Below are 17,569 nucleotides of genomic sequence, written 5' to 3'. Positions count from 1 at the left end.
TGCCGCTTTTCTGGCATCGCTGCCTCGCCGCTGGCTCCGGCCCCCGCAATCATTGGCTTTTGCAACATGGCACGCTGATTGCTTTGTCAGTAACAACAGAATCAGGTCAACCGGCAAAGGTTTCCCGAAATGAGCATCAGCTTCGATAAAGCGCTAGGCATACATGAAAAGGCTCTGAACTTCCGGGCTCAGCGTGCAGAGGTGTTGGCCAACAACATCTCCAACGCCGATACCCCGAACTTCAAGGCTCGCGATCTGGACTTCTCGTCGGTGCTGGCTGCCGAAAACGACAAGGTGCAGAACGGTCATTTCGCGCTGAACAAGACCAACAGCCGCCATATCGAAGCCGAAGGCATGGGCAATGATGACGGGACGCTGCTGTATCGCACCCCGTCGCAGCCTTCGCTGGACCAGAACACCGTCGATTCCCAGGTCGAGCAGGCCAGCTACACCGAGAACGCCATGGGCTTTCAGGCCAGCTTCACATTGCTCAACAGCAAGTTCAAGGGGCTGGTTGCAGCCCTTCGCGGAGAATAATTCATGTCACTAGCCAATGTGTTCAACATTGCCGGTAGCGCCATGAGTGCCCAGACCACGCGTCTGAACACTACGGCCAGTAACATCGCCAACGCCGAGACCGTGTCTTCGAGCATGGACCAGACCTACCGCGCCCGTCACCCGGTGTTTGCCACCGTGATGCAGGGTCAGCAGTCCACAGGTGGTTCGTTGTTCCAGGATCAGGGCGAAGCCGGGCAGGGCGTTCAGGTCAACGGCATCATCGAAGACAGCTCGAACCTGGAAGCACGTTACGAGCCCAATCATCCTTCCGCTGACAAGGACGGGTATGTCTACTACCCCAACGTCAATGTCGTGGAAGAAATGGCCGACATGATTTCTGCCAGCCGGTCTTTCCAGACCAACGCCGAAATCATGAACACCGCTAAATCCATGATGCAGAAGGTTCTGACCCTCGGTCAGTGATAGAAGGCGAACGTTATGGCCGATAACACCACAGCAAGCAGCGTCTCATCGACGTTCTTGAACACACTGCAGAATCCGACGCCGACCGCGACGAATTCCACCGGTACGCTAGGCAAGGACGCGTTCCTGCAGCTGCTCGTGACGCAGATGAAAAACCAGAACCCGCTGGACCCACAGGACAACACTCAGTTCGTGGCCCAACTGGCGCAGTTCAGCAGCCTTGAAAGCATGCAGAACCTGACGTCGACGGTTGACACGATTGCAACCAGTTACAAGTCGTCTCAGGCGTTGCAGGCATCGTCGCTGGTAGGTCGCTCGGTGATCATCGATTCGAGCTCCACCACCGTGGATACCACCAAGGGTATGACCGGTTCGATCGTTATTCCGAGCGCCACTACGGCGACAAGTATCAAGGTTTACGATTCGCAATCGAATCTGGTCGACACCGTCGAGCTGGGCGCGCAGAAAGTCGGCACCACCAGCTTTTCCTGGGACGGTACGGACAGCGACGGTACAGCGCTTGCGTCGGGCAACTACACCTTCAAGGCTGAAGGCTCGGTTGACGGCAAGAACACACAGCTTTCGACTTACCTGCCTGCCACGGTCAACAGCGTCACGTTGGGTGTGAATGGTGCAGAAACAATGCTCAATCTGGCCAGCGGCAGTGTTGCCCTGTCCAAAGTTCAAACCATCGGATTGTAGAGCCTACCAGGCGCAGGAGTGAAACATGTCTTTCAATATCGGCCTTAGTGGGCTCTATGCTGCAAACAAAAGTCTCGACGTTACCGGCAACAACATTGCCAACGTTGCGACCACTGGCTTCAAATCGTCGCGCGCGGAGTTTGCCGATCAGTACGCTCAATCGATTCGCGGCACTTCCGGCCAGACCAATGTGGGCAGCGGCGTAACAACCGCAGCGGTTTCCCAGCAGTTCTCGCAGGGCAACCTGACTACCGGTACTGCCAACAGCCTCGACCTTGCCATCAACGGCAACGGTTTCTTCATGCTCAGCAATAACGGCGAGAAGCTGTACACCCGTGCCGGTGCATTCCACACCGACAAGGAAGGCTACGTCGTCAACAGCGGCGGTATGAAGTTGCAGGGTTACAACGTTGATGCCAACGGCAGTGTGGTAACCGGTGCATTGAGCGACCTGCGGGTGGATTCGTCCAACCTTCAGCCCAAGGCAACCACCGCCATTACCAACGTTGCCAACCTGAATTCGACCACTGCCTTGCCGTCGCTCACTACGTTCGACGCGACTGACACCAAGTCGTACAACATGAAGTACAGCACGCCGACCTATGACACTCAGGGTAACGCGCATACGCTGGATCAGTATTTCGTCAAGACCGGCACCAACACTTGGTCCATGTACTCGCTGATGGACGGTCGCAGCATTTCCGACCCGACCACTACTACGGCCGACAAGAACGACCTGACATTCGACTCATCGGGTAATCTGGTCGTCGCAGCGCCGGGCACCGTACCGACCGACAGTGCGAACATCAAGTTCAACACTGATGGCACCTTTACTGTCGCCAACTGGGTACCAGGTGTGCAATCCGGCACCGGCACGACCACCAGCTGGGGCGCGAACGGTGCTACGGGTGCCTCCATCAAACTGAACATGGCCGGTATTACCCAGACCGCGTCGGTGTCGGGCCTGATTACTCAGGATCAGGACGGTTACGCCACTGGCCAGCTCAGTGCGATGAGCGTTGATGCAACCGGCAACCTGTTCGCGACCTACACCAACGGCAAATCCCAAGTGATCGGGCAGACCTCGCTGACCAACTTTGCCAACGTGCAAGGCCTGGCGCAGGCAGGTGGCACCAACTGGCGTGAAACCTTCGCTTCGGGCGTACCGGTCAGCGGCACGCCGCAATCGGGCACCCTCGGCTACATCACTGGTCAGGCGCTGGAAGAGTCCAACGTCGATCTGACCATGGAGCTGGTCAACCTGATCAAGGCGCAGAGCAACTACCAGGCGAACGCCAAGACTATTTCCACTCAAAGCACCATCATGCAAACCACTATTCAGATGACTTGATAGTGTAGAGCGTTAAATAAAGCCCCTTTTCGAAGGGGCTTTTTTTTGGTTGTTTTTTACAAAGTGATGCACGCTCGAGTTTAATTAAACTTGCAGAAAGTTCAGTCAATGTACTTGGAAATCTCCTACGCGCGATGATGTGAGAATCAAAACTCCTCTATGAGTTGCCCTTTGGGGTAAAGGAGTTTTCATGTCGTTCAATACCGCGATCAGCGGCATTCATGCCGCGAACAAAAGGCTGGAGGTGGCCGGTAACAATATTGCCAACTCCGGCACTATCGGGTTCAAGTCGTCGCGTGCGCAGTTCTCGGCGCTGTATTCAGCCAGCCAGTTGGGCAGTGGTCGCAATGCTGTAGGTGATGGCGTACGTCTTGCTTCAATGCAGCAAAACTTCAATCAGGGCGAAAGCATGACCACGTCGGGTAATCCGCTCGACATGCGTATTCAGGGCAACGGCTTTTTTGTGGTGAGTGACGGTGGGTCTCTTGCCTATACCCGTGCCGGAGCGTTCCTCAAGGACGCGGCGAACTTCGTCGTCGACAGCGAGGGTGGACGATTGCAAGGCTATGCGGCAAACGAGCAGGGCGAGATCAAACGGGGATTGCGTACCGACTTGCAGATTGACACGTCGAATGTGTCTGCCAGAGCCACCACGCGGGTTGCCGAGAACATCAACCTGGACGCCTCGCTGCCTTCGCTCGCGCGGTTGCCGGTCTTCGATCCGGCCGATCCTGCGACCTACACGCGGGCCGTTGGCCGTACCATTCAGGACGCGGGGTCTGGAGCGGGGGCTACTGCTGTGCCCGCGTCGGATCATGAGCTCAAGCAGTATTTCGTCAAGACCGGCGACAGTCAGTGGTCCATGTATGTGCTGATCGATGGGCGCAATCCGGTGGATCCGAACAGCGTGGCGCCGTTGCACGTCACCCTTGAGCAAAGGCCAAACGGATCGTTGTCATACAGCGGCAATAGCCAGCACCTTCGTAAGGTCTCGGACACAGAATTTGCCCTGCAAGGCTGGCGGCCGGCTGAAGAGGTCGGTGGTGCCTGGGTCAGTAACGGCGCTGCCAATGGCGGCACAGTGTCGCTGCCGTTGAATAATGGACCGATCAGCATGCTTGACCCTGGTGATGCGTTGATGGATCGCCCGGTTCCGGCGTTCGATCCATCGGACCTGAAGACGTACAGCGATATGTTTGCCAATGCGATTTTCGACAGCCAGGGTAATCAGCACGAGCTGAAGCAGTATTTCGTGAAGGACGGCACCAACAGCTGGCGCATTCATGCGCTGATTGATGGCCGCAACCCGCAGATGCCTGATTCCACCGGCCCGCTGACGGCAAACATCGTGTTTGATTCTGGCGGCTGGGTACAGTCATTGACCGGCGGCCCTGGTTTTGCGAGTACCCATAGCAACGGTCTGCAACTAACCGGCTGGACACCGGCCATGCCTGCCGAGCGGGTCACAGGGCCAGAAAAATGGGTGCCCAACGGTGCGGCTGGCAGTGCGAAGGGCATTACGATCGACTTCACCAACCTGCTGCAGCACAACGCCGCCAGTTCTCGTTCTTCCACCCATGTTGATGGCCATGCGGCGGGGCAGTTGAGCAGCTTGAGCGTGGGGCGCGATGGCATCCTGCGTGCCGGGTTTACCAATGGCATGAACAAGAATATCGGTCAGGTGATACTCGCCAGCTTCGCCAATCCGCAGGGGTTGCAGGCGCGCAGTGATACGCGCTGGACCGAATCCGCCGACTCTGGCGTTGCCGATTACGATGTGCCGGGCGTCGGCACGCTGGGCAGCCTCATTGGCGACGGGCTGGAGGGGTCCAATGTCGTCCTGGCTGATGAACTGATTGCTCTCATCCAGGCGCAGACGGCTTATCAGGCCAACTCCAAAGCCATATCGACAGAGGCGACCGTGATGCAGACGCTGATTCAGTCGACCTGATCAGATTGAGCAGTCGGATTTGATGAAGTGACCTTTCAGCCGTGTCCAGCCAGGCCCGGGGCTGGTCTGGGCGCAGACAATCCGGCTGTCGCCCTGCCATTTGTAATAGTGGGCGGGGGCGGCCTGGGCGAGGAGGGCGAGGGTCATCAGGCTCGCGCTGGCGATGCCGGCAATGCACGCACGAAAAAGCATGAGGGTTCCCGTTCAGGGCTGCGGTGTCGGCAAGATTATCACTGTCGATCCGCTTGTCAGCCCATACCAATGAAGTTTTTTTGGCGGTGCTCGCTGCTTGATGATCGGCAGGCGGCAGTCCTCCGCCGCTATTGGGTGGCGCTTTGCCCGAAGGGCCTCATCGAATGCCGGTTTTTGCTGGTTAATCAGGCATTTGTATCGAGCCTGACAAGTTGGTTCAAAAATTGCTTTAACCCTTTCAGAAAAGCTACAGGCGGCAAGCGTCTGTCGGAGGAGGAAGACTGTGGACAAGTTGCTTTACGTCGCAATGAGCGGTGCATCCGAAAACGCGATCGCGCAGAAGGCTCACGCCAACAACCTGGCAAACGTATCAACCAACGGTTTCATGCGTGACCTTGAACAGGCCCGCTCGATGCCGGTGTTTGGCGAGGTCATGCCGTCGCGTGCCTATGCGATGAGCGAACGTCCGGGGACCGACTTTTCCGCCGGTGCCATGGTCGAGACCGGCCGTGAACTGGACATCGCCGTCAAAGGTGATGGCTGGATTGCAGTGCAGACCCCCGATGGTGGCGAAGCCTACACCCGCAGCTCCGGCATGAACATCGATGCTCTGGGTGTGTTGCGCGACGGCAGCGGTTTGCCGGTAATGGGCAATGGCGGTCCGATTGCCGTGCCGCCTCAGCAGCAGATCGAGATCGGTGCCGACGGCACAATCAGCATTCGCTCACTGGGCGAAAGCCCACAGGTGATGGCGCAGGTCGACCGTATCAAGCTGGTCAAGCCTGACCTCAAGACCATGGAAAAAGGCCCCGATGGCCTGATCCACACCAAGACCGGTCGGCCTGCCGACGCAGATGCCACCGTTCAGGTCGAGTCCGGCTTTCTGCAGGCGAGCAACGTCAATGCGGTCGAGGAAATGACCTCGGTACTGGCCTTGTCCCGTCAATTCGAATTGCACGTCAAGATGATGAAGACCGCCGAAGAAGACGATCAGTCGATGGCTCGCGTCTTGCAACTTGGCTAATCAATGACAGCTTGCGCCGACAAACCGGCGCTTGAGGAGAACACACATGCTTCCTGCACTATACGTCGCTAAAACCGGTCTTGCCGCTCAGGACACCAACCTGACCACCATCTCCAACAACCTGGCGAACGTTTCGACCACAGGTTTCAAGAGTGACCGTGCCGAGTTTCAGGACCTGCTGTACCAGATCAAACGCCAGCCGGGTGCCCAGTCCACTCAGGACAGCGAGCTGCCATCCGGTCTGCAATTGGGTACCGGTGTGCGCATTGTCGGTACGCAGAAGAACTTCACAGCCGGTAGCCTGCAGACCACCAACAACCCGCTGGACCTGGCGGTCAACGGTCGTGGTTTCTTTCAGGTGACCCAGCCGGACGGCACTGTTGCCTACAGCCGCGACGGTACTTTTCACCTGGACGCCAACGGCCAGATCGTGACTGCCAACGGCTACGCTCTTGAGCCTGCGATTGTCGTTCCACAGAACGCCCAGACCTTCACTGTCGGTCAGGACGGTACTGTTTCCGTCACCCTGGCCGGTGCAACCGCCACACCGCAGATCATCGGCAACATCCAGACCGCTGACTTCATCAACCCGGCCGGTCTGCAGGCCATTGGCGGCAACCTTTATCTGGAAACCGGTTCAAGCGGCGCGCCGCAGATCGGCACGCCTGGCCTCAACGGCCTGGGGCCGACCCTGCAGAACACCCTGGAAAACTCCAACGTCAGCACAGTTGAAGAACTGGTCAACATGATCACCACCCAGCGTGCTTACGAGATGAACTCCAAAGTGATCTCGACCGCCGACCAGATGCTGCAGAACCTGACTCAGAACCTGTAAGTATTTGATGTTGTTGCTCGTAAAACTGCTCAATCCGATAGGGCGCCTGATAAGCGCCTGTTACACCGCGAGGTTTCAAGTGTCATGAGCCGCATTAGTGTTCCGCGTTTTTCAGTGTTGATCGCTTCATTGTGCGGGATCACCCTGCTGTCTGGCTGTGTTGCGCCGACGGCCAAGCCCAATGACCCTTATTACGCTCCGGTGTTGCCGCGTACACCCATGTCGGCCGCTGCCAACAATGGTGCCATCTATCAGGCCGGTTTCGAGCAGAACCTGTACGGCGACCGCAAGGCTTTCCGTATCGGCGACATCATCACCATCACGCTTTCCGAGCGTATGGCAGCCAGCAAGGCGGCCACTTCGGCGATGACCAAGGACAGCACCAACAGTATTGGTCTTACCTCGCTGTTCGGTTCGGGCCTGACCACCAACAACCCGATTGGTGGCAATGACTTGAGCCTCAACGCAGGCTACAACGGCGCTCGTACTACCAAGGGCGATGGCAAGGCCGCACAGAGCAACAGCCTGACCGGTTCGGTCACTGTGACTGTGGCGGATGTTTTGCCCAACGGCATTCTTGCGGTGCGTGGCGAGAAGTGGATGACCCTCAATACCGGTGACGAGCTGGTGCGGATTGCCGGGCTGGTTCGGGCCGATGACATCGCCACCGACAACACCGTGTCGTCCACCCGTATTGCCGATGCACGTATTACCTATTCGGGGACTGGAGCCTTTGCCGATACCAGCCAGCCAGGCTGGTTCGACCGGTTCTTCCTCAGCCCGTTGTTCCCTTTCTGATAGCGGGATAAACATGATCAAGCTCAAGCAACTGATAGCGGCGACCTTGTTGTTGTCCACAGCGTTCGGCGTTCACGCCGAGCGTTTGAAGGACATCGCAAGCATCTCCGGCGTGCGGGCCAACCAGTTGATCGGTTACGGTCTGGTCGTGGGTCTCAATGGTACGGGCGACCAGACCACCCAGACCCCGTTCACCCTGCAGACGTTCAATAACATGCTGTCGCAGTTCGGCATCAAGGTGCCGTCCGGTTCCGGCACTGTGCAGTTGAAAAACGTTGCAGCAGTTGCTGTGTACGCGGATCTGCCAGCGTTCGCCAAGCCGGGTCAGACGGTCGATATCACCGTTTCCTCGATCGGTAACTCCAAGAGCCTGCGCGGTGGTGCGCTGTTGATGACGCCGATGAAGGGTGTCGATGGCAATGTCTACGCCATCGCACAGGGCAACCTGGTGGTCGGCGGTTTTGACGCGGAAGGCCGTGACGGTTCGAAAATCACTGTCAACGTTCCGTCGTCGGGCCGTATTCCCGGTGGTGCGTCGGTCGAGCGCTCGGTGCCGAGCGGCTTCAATCAGGGTAATACCCTGACTCTTAACCTGAACCGGTCCGACTTCACCACTGCCAAGCGGATTGTGGACAAGATCAATGAGCTGCTTGGTCCTGGTGTTGCTCAGGCGCTGGACGGTGGCTCGGTACGTGTGACCGCGCCGCTTGATCCGGGCCAGCGTGTCGACTACCTGTCGATTCTGGAAAACCTGGAAGTCGATCCGGGCCAGACCGCTGCCAAGGTCATCATCAATTCGCGGACCGGCACTATCGTGATCGGTCAGAACGTCAAGGTTTCGCCCGCTGCGGTAACGCACGGCAGCCTGACCGTGACCATTACCGAAGACCCGATTGTCAGCCAGCCGGGCGCATTGTCCGGTGGTCAGACGGCGGTCGTGCCGCGTTCGCGGGTCAATGCCCAGCAGGAGCTACACCCGATGTTCAAGTTCGGTCCAGGCACCACGCTGGATGAGATTGTTCGTGCGGTCAATCAGGTGGGCGCTGCGCCCGGTGACCTGATGGCCATTCTCGAAGCCCTTAAGCAGGCCGGCGCGTTGCAAGCCGACCTGATCGTCATCTGAGGACTCGATTATGGACATGCCCAAGAGCGGAATTTCGTCGGCGGTCGATTCGGGTGCCTACACCGACGTCAACCGTCTGGCGTCGCTGAAGCACGGCGACAAGGACAGTGTGGAAAACCAGAAGAAGGTGGCCCGCGAGTTCGAGTCGCTGTTCGTCAGCCAGATGCTCAAGGCCATGCGCTCGGCCAACGAAGTGCTGGCCAAGGACAACCCGATGAACACCCCGGCGACGCGCCAGTATCAGGACATGTATGACCAGCAATTGGCGGTCACCCTGTCCACCCGTGGCAACGGCATCGGTTTGCAGGACGTGTTGATGCGTCAACTGTCCAAGGACAAGGGTATTCAGCACGCAGCACCGACCGATACGACGGCCACGCCTGCAACGACCACCGATGCAACCCCGGCCAAAACCGGACTGGCGACCAGTGTCTATCAGCGTCCGCTGTGGGCCACGCGCTCGGCGGCGGCAGATCAGGCGGCTGCGGCAGTTTCGGCATCTGGTGATGGGCGCAATGACATGGCGGCGCTCAACTCGCGTCGTCTGTCGTTGCCAACCAAACTCACCGACCGATTGCTGGCCGGCATCGTGCCTTCCGCTACAGCCGCCGTCAGCAATAGCCCGGTGCCTGCTCGCGCAACGGCCAGCAGCAACGGCAACAACGGCGACTGGACGCTCGACCCCAACCTGGCGCCCGCGCCTGAGTACGTGCGTTCCATGGCCCAGCCACCGCTGGCACCGGCCAAGCGCGCATTCAGCAACGCCGATCAGTTTGTCGAGACCATGCTGCCGCTGGCCAAGGAAGCAGCCGCACGCATCGGCGTCGATCCAGTGATGCTGGTGGCGCAGGCTGCGCTGGAAACCGGCTGGGGCAAGTCGATCATGCGTCAGCAGGATGGCAGCAGCAGTCACAACCTGTTCGGTATCAAGGCAGCGGGTAGCTGGAAAGGCGCTGAAGCGCGCGCCATTACCAGCGAGTTCCGTGACGGCAAGATGGTCAAGGAAACCGCGGATTTCCGTTCCTACGATTCCTACGCCGACAGCTTCCATGACCTGGTCAGCCTGCTGCAGAACAACAATCGCTATAAAGAAGTGGTCAATTCGGCCGATAAACCGGAACAGTTTGTAAAAGAATTGCAGAAGGCCGGTTACGCCACTGACCCGGACTATGCCAGCAAGATTTCGCAGATCGCGAAGCAGATGAAGAGTTACCAGACTTACGCTGCTGCATCGGGCTCTTCCACGACTTTATAAGGTTTTGAATCATGTCGCTGATTTCAATTGGGCTCTCAGGTATCAATGCCAGCAGTGCCGCGATCAACACCATCGGTAACAACACGGCCAACGTGGATACCGCCGGTTACTCGCGTCAGCAGGTAATGACCACGGCTTCGGCACAGATCAATATCGGCCTGGGTGTCGGTTACATAGGCACCGGTACGACGCTGTCCGACGTGCGTCGTATCTACAACAGCTACCTTGATGCCCAATTGCAAACCAGTACTGCCCTGAGCGCCGACGCGGTTGCGTACTCCGGCCAGGCCAGCAAGACCGATACGCTGCTGTCCGATAGCGCGACTGGCGTGTCCACGCAGCTGGCTGACTTTTTCACCAAGATGCAGGGTATTGCCACCAACGCTACTCAGTCGTCGGACCGTTCGGCATTTCTGACTCAGGCTTCTGCGTTGAGCTCACGCTTCAATTCGGTCGCTTCACAGTTGTCGTCGCAGAATGACAACGTCAATGCCCAGCTCACCACCTTCACCAAACAGGTCAACGAGCTGACCACGACCCTGGCAAGCCTGAACAAGCAGATCACTCAGGCAGGGGCTGGTAACACTACGCCCAACTCGCTGCTCGATTCGCGCAATGAGACTGTGCGCCAGCTCAACGGGCTGGTGGGTGTCAAAGTAATCGAGAACAACGGCAACTACGATATCTACACCGGCACCGGCCAATCGCTGGTCAGCGGTGGCACGTCGTACACCATGTCGGCGACCCCGAGCCCTGCCGATCCTCTGCAGTACAACGTACAAATCGCTTACGGCCAGACCAAGACTGACGTCACCTCGGTGATCAGCGGTGGCTCGATTGGCGGTCTGCTGCGCTATCGCTCGGACGTGCTGGTGCCTGCGACCAATGAGCTTGGCCGTGCCGCGATGGTGCTGGCCGATCAGGTCAACAGCCAGATGAGCCAGGGCATCGACAGCAAAGGCAACTTCGGTTCGAGCCTGTATTCCAACATCAACAGTGCCGACGCCATTTCGCAGCGCAGTACCGGCAAGACCACCAACAGTGCCGGTTCCGGCAACCTGGACGTGACCATTGGCGATACCAGCAAACTGACCGCCGACGATTATGAAGTCACCTTCAGCGACGCCTCCAACTTCACGGTTCGTCGCCTGCCCAACGGCGAAAGCGTCGGCACCGGTGCGCTGACTGACAACCCGCCTAAACAGTTCGATGGCTTCAGTGTCAGCCTCAATGGCAATGCGCTGGCTGCTGGCGACGTTTTCAAGGTCACTCCGACACGCAACGGCGCCTCGGGTATCTCGGTGGTGTTGACCGATCCCAAGGACATTGCAGCCGCCGCGCCATTGACCGCTACTGCCGGGGCCAGCAACTCGGGTACAGGTGGCTTCACGCAGCCCGTGCTCAATACCAAATCGGACATCTATAACAGCGTTCAGACGTCTGACCTGCGTAACGCGATCAAAGACTCCGCGCCGATGAAGCTGGTGATGGGCGCGGTCAGCAGTACCGGTGTGCAGAGCTACACGCTGATCAATGCCAGTGGTGCGCCCGTGCTCGACCAGAATGGCAGCGCGGTAAGTGGCACGATCATTCAGGGCCAGAGCAACGCCATAAAGCTGAGCATCGGTTACACCGACAACACCACCACGCCAGCCGGCAAGACGGCATTCGAAGTGCAGATGACCCTCTCCGGTTCGCCGTTGGTCAATGACACGTTCAGCATCGGCCTGACGGGTGCCGGCTCTTCGGACAACCGCAACGCGCTGGCAGTAGTAGGGTTGCAGACGGCCAAGACTGTCGGCGTCACCAACGGCGGCGTGGGCACCAGCCTGTCCGGCGCTTACGCCGATCTGGTCTCGGTGGTCGGTACGCTGGCAGGGCAGGGCAAGAGCGATGTCACCGCCAGCGCTGCCGTCGTTGCACAGGCCAAATCGGCGCGTGATTCGGTCTCCGGCGTGTCGCTTGATGAAGAAGCGGCCAACCTGATCAAGTATCAGCAGTACTACACCGCCTCTTCGCAGATCATCAAGGCGGCCCAAACCATTTTCAGCACGCTGATCAACAGCCTTTAAGGAGTCGTGAACCATGCGGATCTCAACTACCCAGTTCTACGAATCCACCAACACCAACTATCAGCGTACTTATTCGAATGTGCTCAAGACCAGTGAAGAGGTCTCCAGCGGCATCAAACTCAATACCGCCAGCGATGATCCGGTAGGCGCTGCACGTGTCCTGCAACTGGCTCAGCAGAACTCCATGCTGACCCAGTACGCGTCGAACATCGGCACGATCAATACCAACATCGTCAATTCCGAGACCGCGCTGACCAGCATCGTTGATACGATGCAGACAGCCCGTGAAGTGATCGTGTCGGCAGGCAACGGTGCCTACACCGATTCCGACCGCCTGGCCAAGGCCGCTGAACTCAAGCAGTATCAGAGCCAGCTTCTCGGCTTGATGAACAGCCAGGACTCCAACGGCCAGTATATTTTTGCCGGGTCCAAGTCTTCGGCTCCGCCGTACGCGCAGAATGCCGATGGCACTTACAGCTATAGCGGGGACCAGACCAGCGTCAATCTGGCGATTGGTGATGGCCTGGTTTTACCGAGCAACACCACAGGCTATGAAGCGTTCGAGCAAGCCGTCAACACTACCCGTACGTCCTCGACCCTGCTTTCGCCTGCGACCGACGACGGCAAGGTTGGCCTGACTGGCGGTCAGGTGACGTCCACCAGCGCCTACAACTCGGGCTATCAGGCTGGCGAACCGTACACCATGACGTTCCTCAGTGGCACGCAGTTCAAGATTACCGATGCCAGTGGCACCGATGTCACGACCGATGCGTCAACTGCCGGTAAATTCAGCTATGGCTCGTTCGCTGATCAGACCTTCACCTTCCGCGGTGTCGAGCTGACCATGAACATCAACCTGTCAGCTGCCGAATCTGCCACGCCTGCAACGGCCGCTACTGCACTGACCAATCGCAGCTATGAACTGGCCTCGACGCCGGACACGGTCTCGGCCTCGCGCAGCCCGGGTAACACGTCGGCCGCTACTATCAGCAGTTCGGCAGTAGGCAACACAACGGCTGACCGCACGGCGTTCAACAACACCTTTCCGCCCAATGGTGCGATTCTCAAGTTCACCAGTGCCACTGCCTACGACCTGTATGCGTCGCCCGTCACCAGCAGCAGCAAGCCGGTGTCGAGTGGCACGTTGACCGGTTCAACGGCCAATGCGTCGGGCGTCAATTTTACGGTCAGCGGTACGCCAGCAGCCGGTGACCAGTTTGTCGTGGAGTCCGGCACGCACCAGACCGAGAACATCCTCAATACGCTGACCGCAGCGATCAAGGCATTGTCGACACCCACTGACGGCAATCTGGTTGCCTCGCAAAAGCTTGATGCCGCATTGGGCTCGGCGCTTGGCAACATTGCCAGCAGCATCGACCAGGCGTCCACAGCGCGCTCCGCCGGCGGCGCACGGCAATTGGCGGCGACGGCGCAGGGCACGACCAACGATTTGCTCAAGGGTAACAACACAGTTGAGCAAGGCACTTACGTCAACGCCGATATCGTTGAGGCCACCACCCGATTGACGTTGCAGAAGACTATGCTGGATGCCTCTCAGCAGGTATTTGTCCAGTTGTCCAAGCTGAACCTGTTCAGCCAGCTGTAACCTTGGCATTGAGCATCCGCCGTCTTTATTTCAGCGGTGAGGGAGGTTACTTGACCGGTAACTTCCCGCCGCTCGCGAGTCTGCAATAGTGAATTCAGTCCCCCTCGTCAGTATCGTCATTCCTGCCCTCAATCCCCGGTTCTTCCGCGCCGCGCTACAAAGTGCCTTGAATCAGGTTTACGACAACCTGGAAATCATTGTCTGCGACGATTGCCGCACCGATGAAATCAAGGCCGTTTTCGACGAACTGGTGCCTGCATCCAGCAACCTTGCGCGTTACGTGCGCAACCCGCAGCGGCTGGGGTTCCAGGCCAATCTGCTGAAGTGCCTTGAAGAATCGCGCGGCGAATACATCAAGTTTCTGTGTGACGACGACCGCCTCTTTCCGTACTTCATCGCTAATCAGGCAGGCGCCCTGGATGCCTATGAAGACGTGAGTCTGGTCGTTGGCCGACGACATCTGGTCGACATCGATGACTATGTATTGCCACCCCGTCTGGAAAACGTCGGGCTTGTGCCCTATGACGCCGTGTTCAAAGGCGAGGACATGCTGGCGATTTTCGAGCGTACGCCACGCAATTATCTGGGTGGGTTCAGTGCTGCTCTGATGCGCCGGGCCGATGTTATGGAGTACCTGCCTTCGATTGCCCAGTCGGGACAGGGTTTTATCGCACTGCTGGATTTTGCCCTGTTCATATGCCTGTTGCGCCGTGGCAACCTGGTGGCGCTGCATACTATTCAAAACGTCGAGCGCCGGCACCCGGATCGTTTCAGCGGCCAGCCCGACGTGATTCAAAAGGCCTCCACTGAATGGGGCTGGCTGAGCGAAATGCTCAAGGCACGTAGCGGTGAGCAGGCCCCGGCCCAGGGCTGGGTGCGCTTTTTGCCCTTGCGAAAGGCGCTGGAGCAGCCCCGCGAGTGGGACGAGGTCGGCCTTTACGGGATAATGGCCAGTCGTCAGGGTGTCATGCACAGCAGGGTGGGCAGCAAGAGCGAAACCTACGCCGAGCTCTACACCGAATGGCTGTCGTGTCGGCAATTTACCGCCCCGCAGAGAAAACTGATCGAGAAACGCATCGGACACTGGACGTGGCAGCCGCGCATCGTTCCGGTGGTCGTTGACCTGTTTGGCGATGCCGAAGGGCTGGATATCACCCTGCGCAGCATTGCCGAGCAGGATTACGCCGCTGACTCAGTGGTTGTGTTGACCAATGCCGATGTTGACGATCCGCAGGTGCTGCGTTTCTCGTTGCAGCCGGATTGGGCGCGCCAACTAAATGAAGTGCTGCCGCTGCTGGAGAACGCCGATTGGGTTTATCTGCTGCGTGCCGGGGACCGGCTGACTCAGCCGTCATTGCTGGTGCTGGCAGAGCGAGTCGCGCAAAGCGAGGGCCTGTTGTGCGTTTACAGCGACGAAGGCGCGCTGGTCGATGGGAAATCCAGCGAGCCGATCTTCAAGCCTGATTTCAACCTGGACCTGATGCGGGCCTATCCTTACGTTGGCCGCACGCTGGCGTTCCAGCGCCGCAATCTGCTGGACACAGGCGGCTTCGACCCTGTGCACGGCGAACTGGCACCGCACGATTTCATCTGGCGTCTGGTGGAAGGCGTCGGGCCTCAGGCTGTCGAACACATCGCCGAGGTTCAGGTTGAATCGACCCTGACCTACGCTGAATGGCTTTCGCTGCCTCAGGTGATCGAACACAGCGAGTCGGTCGTATCGGCCCATCTTTCGCGCATTGGCCGAGAGCACGTCATCCACCATGATCAGCTGCCACTGCTGAACCGGATCGAGTACCGGCATGCTACAAGCCCGCTTGTATCGGTGATCATTACCACCCGGGATCAACTGGCAGCACTGGAGCGCTGTGTAGAAAGCCTGCTCAGCAACACGACTTACCCTTATTTTGAAGTGCTGATCGTCGACAACGCCAGCGAGAGCGCCGATACCCGCGCCTGGTTTGCCGCGATGAGTGAGCTGGGCAGCGACAAGCTGCGCATTTATGCGCTGACCGAGCCCGGCAGCGAAGCCAGCGCCCAGAACCTCGCCGCCCGGCACGCCAACGGCGATTATCTGCTTATGCTCAGCCCGCATGCCGTGCTGCATCAGGCTGACTGGCTGCAAGGCCTTCTCAACCATGCTCAGCGCCCCGAAGTCGGTATCGTCGGTCCACGAATCCTCACCCCTCAGGGCAATATTCTCTATGCAGGGATGGTGATGGGCATGGACGGGCTGGCGGGTCGGCCCTTCATCAATTATCCGACAGGCTCAAGCAGCTACATGCAGCGCTTGCAGTTGACACAGAACTGGAGCGCGGTCAGTGGCAATTGCCTGATGGTCCGCAAGGAAGTGTTCGACCACGCAGGCGGCATGGAAGCAGCAACCTTCACTCAGGGGCTGCAGGATCTGGACCTGTGCATGCGGGTCGGGCGTGACGGCTACCTGATTGTCGGCACACCCGATTCGTCTCTGGTATTGGCCGAGCCTGCCGCCGCCGAGCGCTCTGAAACGTCTCGTCAGGCGCTGGATAAAGAGCAGCAATCGTTCTTTGAAAAATGGCTGCCGAAAATGGCTCGGGACCCGGCCTATAACCCCAGTCTTCAGCTCAATGAAGTGCAGGCGTTCGATCTTGACCCAGGTCTGCAAATGGGCTGGGAACCGTTCTGCACCCGCCATCTGCCTTCGATTCTGGGCATGCTGGTCAACTCGTCGGCGGTAGGCCACTACCGTGTCAGCCAACCCTTGCTTGAGTTGATGGCAGCCGGGCGAGTGGTAGGCCGAATGTCCTATGAGTCGACTACGCCCGTCGAGATCGAGCGCCAGCGTCCGGATGTCATCGTCTTTCAAGGACGTTATTCCGAACCCAAGATCAAGGATATCGTTCTGGCCAAGAATTACTCCAGTGCCATGCGCATTTTTGAACTGGATGACTACATCATCGATGTGCCCGAGCGCAACGAGCACAGGCGCAGCATGCCCGACAACATTGCCGAGATGCTGCGCAAGGGCATAGGCCTGTGCGACCGAGTGGTGGTGTCTACCCAGCCACTGGCTCAGGTGCTGTCGAGCATGCACAGCGATATTCGTGTCGTACCGAACATGTTGGCGACGCACTTGTGGAGCAGCCTCAAAAGCCAGCGTCGCACCTCCGGCAAGCCGCGCATCGGCTGGGGCGGCGGGACCAGTCATCGGGGCGACCTGGAATTGATTGTCGATGTCGTGCGTGAACTGGCCGATGAGGTCGAGTGGGTGTTCTTCGGCATGTGCCCGGACTTGCTCAAGCCTTACATTCATGAGTATCACACAGCTGTAAGCCTGCAAACCTACCCGGCCAAACTGGCCAGCCTGAACCTTGATCTGGCCCTGGCACCGCTGGAATTTCATATCTTCAATGACTGCAAGAGCAATCTGCGGCTGCTGGAGTACGGTGCGTGCGGCTACCCGGTCATCTGTTCGGACACCGAGGCGTACCGGGGCCATTTGCCGGCTACGCGGGTCTACACCAACAGCTCCGAAGAATGGTTGCAGGCGATTCGCATGCACCTGTCAGACCCCAATGCGAGCTATCGTATGGGCGACGAATTGCGCGAAACCGTCTTGCGCGATTTCATGTTGCGTGGAGAAAACCTGCAATATTGGGCTAACGGCTGGTTGCCCGACTGACCCGACCTGTTTAAT

At 58.5% G+C, this 17,569-nt stretch carries 14 protein-coding genes; 13 read left to right on the top strand and 1 reads right to left on the bottom strand.

Annotation, left to right across the window (positions count from 1 at the left end; translation table 11 throughout):
• Positions 1-129 precede the first annotated feature (129 nt).
• The 5 genes from flgB (at position 130) to RYB66_RS12875 (ending at position 4,985) form a co-directional block, all read left to right on the top strand.
• On the top strand, positions 130-537 hold the full coding sequence (gene flgB, locus RYB66_RS12895) for a flagellar basal body rod protein FlgB (protein WP_002554317.1): 408 nt from the start codon (positions 130-132) through the stop codon (positions 535-537).
• A gap of 3 nt (positions 538-540) precedes the next feature.
• The gene (flgC, locus tag RYB66_RS12890) at positions 541-981 is read left to right on the top strand and encodes a flagellar basal body rod protein FlgC (RefSeq protein WP_002554316.1); all 441 of its coding nucleotides are present in this window, start codon (positions 541-543) and stop codon (positions 979-981) included.
• Positions 982-996: 15 nt separating this feature from the next.
• Positions 997-1,683, top strand: a complete 687-nt coding sequence (gene flgD, locus RYB66_RS12885) for a flagellar hook assembly protein FlgD (RefSeq protein ID WP_002554315.1) — start codon at positions 997-999, stop codon at positions 1,681-1,683.
• A gap of 25 nt (positions 1,684-1,708) precedes the next feature.
• On the top strand, positions 1,709-3,034 hold the full coding sequence (flgE, locus tag RYB66_RS12880; RefSeq protein ID WP_004664434.1) for a flagellar hook protein FlgE: 1,326 nt from the start codon (positions 1,709-1,711) through the stop codon (positions 3,032-3,034).
• Positions 3,035-3,224: 190 nt separating this feature from the next.
• Entirely contained in the window at positions 3,225-4,985 is a 1,761-nt protein-coding gene (locus tag RYB66_RS12875) for a flagellar hook-basal body complex protein (protein WP_316894543.1), read from the top strand.
• On the opposite strand, the gene RYB66_RS12870 is transcribed toward RYB66_RS12875, so the two are convergent.
• Entirely contained in the window at positions 4,986-5,177 is a 192-nt protein-coding gene (locus tag RYB66_RS12870; RefSeq protein ID WP_005754776.1) for a hypothetical protein, read from the bottom strand.
• A gap of 283 nt (positions 5,178-5,460) precedes the next feature.
• On the opposite strand from RYB66_RS12870, the gene RYB66_RS12865 reads away from it, so the two are divergent.
• The 8 genes from RYB66_RS12865 to RYB66_RS12830 all read left to right on the top strand — a co-directional run bounded on the left by RYB66_RS12865 (position 5,461) and on the right by RYB66_RS12830 (position 17,554).
• Complete coding sequence (locus tag RYB66_RS12865; protein WP_004658719.1) at positions 5,461-6,201, top strand: flagellar basal body rod protein FlgF; 741 nt, start codon at positions 5,461-5,463, stop codon at positions 6,199-6,201.
• A 46-nt stretch (positions 6,202-6,247) separates the two neighbouring features.
• The gene (gene flgG, locus RYB66_RS12860) at positions 6,248-7,036 is read left to right on the top strand and encodes a flagellar basal-body rod protein FlgG (protein WP_002554310.1); all 789 of its coding nucleotides are present in this window, start codon (positions 6,248-6,250) and stop codon (positions 7,034-7,036) included.
• Positions 7,037-7,120: 84 nt separating this feature from the next.
• A complete protein-coding gene (gene flgH, locus RYB66_RS12855) occupies positions 7,121-7,834 on the top strand; it encodes a flagellar basal body L-ring protein FlgH (protein WP_316886866.1) in 714 nt (237 codons plus the stop codon).
• Between the two features lie 13 nt (positions 7,835-7,847).
• Positions 7,848-8,957 (top strand): flagellar basal body P-ring protein FlgI, encoded by a 1,110-nt coding sequence (locus tag RYB66_RS12850; protein WP_003404340.1) that lies wholly within the window; start codon positions 7,848-7,850, stop codon positions 8,955-8,957.
• Positions 8,958-8,967: 10 nt separating this feature from the next.
• A complete protein-coding gene (gene flgJ / locus RYB66_RS12845; protein ID WP_005754767.1) occupies positions 8,968-10,212 on the top strand; it encodes a flagellar assembly peptidoglycan hydrolase FlgJ in 1,245 nt (414 codons plus the stop codon).
• An 11-nt stretch (positions 10,213-10,223) separates the two neighbouring features.
• Positions 10,224-12,284, top strand: coding sequence for a flagellar hook-associated protein FlgK (gene flgK / locus RYB66_RS12840; protein WP_005744568.1), 2,061 nt, complete (start codon positions 10,224-10,226; stop codon positions 12,282-12,284).
• 13 nt (positions 12,285-12,297) lie between these two features.
• On the top strand, positions 12,298-13,890 hold the full coding sequence (locus RYB66_RS12835; RefSeq protein WP_002554305.1) for a flagellar hook-associated protein 3: 1,593 nt from the start codon (positions 12,298-12,300) through the stop codon (positions 13,888-13,890).
• Between the two features lie 88 nt (positions 13,891-13,978).
• Positions 13,979-17,554, top strand: a complete 3,576-nt coding sequence (locus tag RYB66_RS12830; protein WP_046832747.1) for a glycosyltransferase — start codon at positions 13,979-13,981, stop codon at positions 17,552-17,554.
• Positions 17,555-17,569 lie beyond the last annotated feature (15 nt).

Origin of the sequence: Pseudomonas syringae group sp. 243L2 (genome assembly GCF_032587875.1) — a bacterium.
GTDB classification, from domain to species: Bacteria; Pseudomonadota; Gammaproteobacteria; order Pseudomonadales; family Pseudomonadaceae; genus Aquipseudomonas; species Aquipseudomonas amygdali.
The sequence above is the reverse complement of the archived record's forward strand: the minus strand, read 5'-3'. Positions and strand labels throughout refer to the sequence as shown.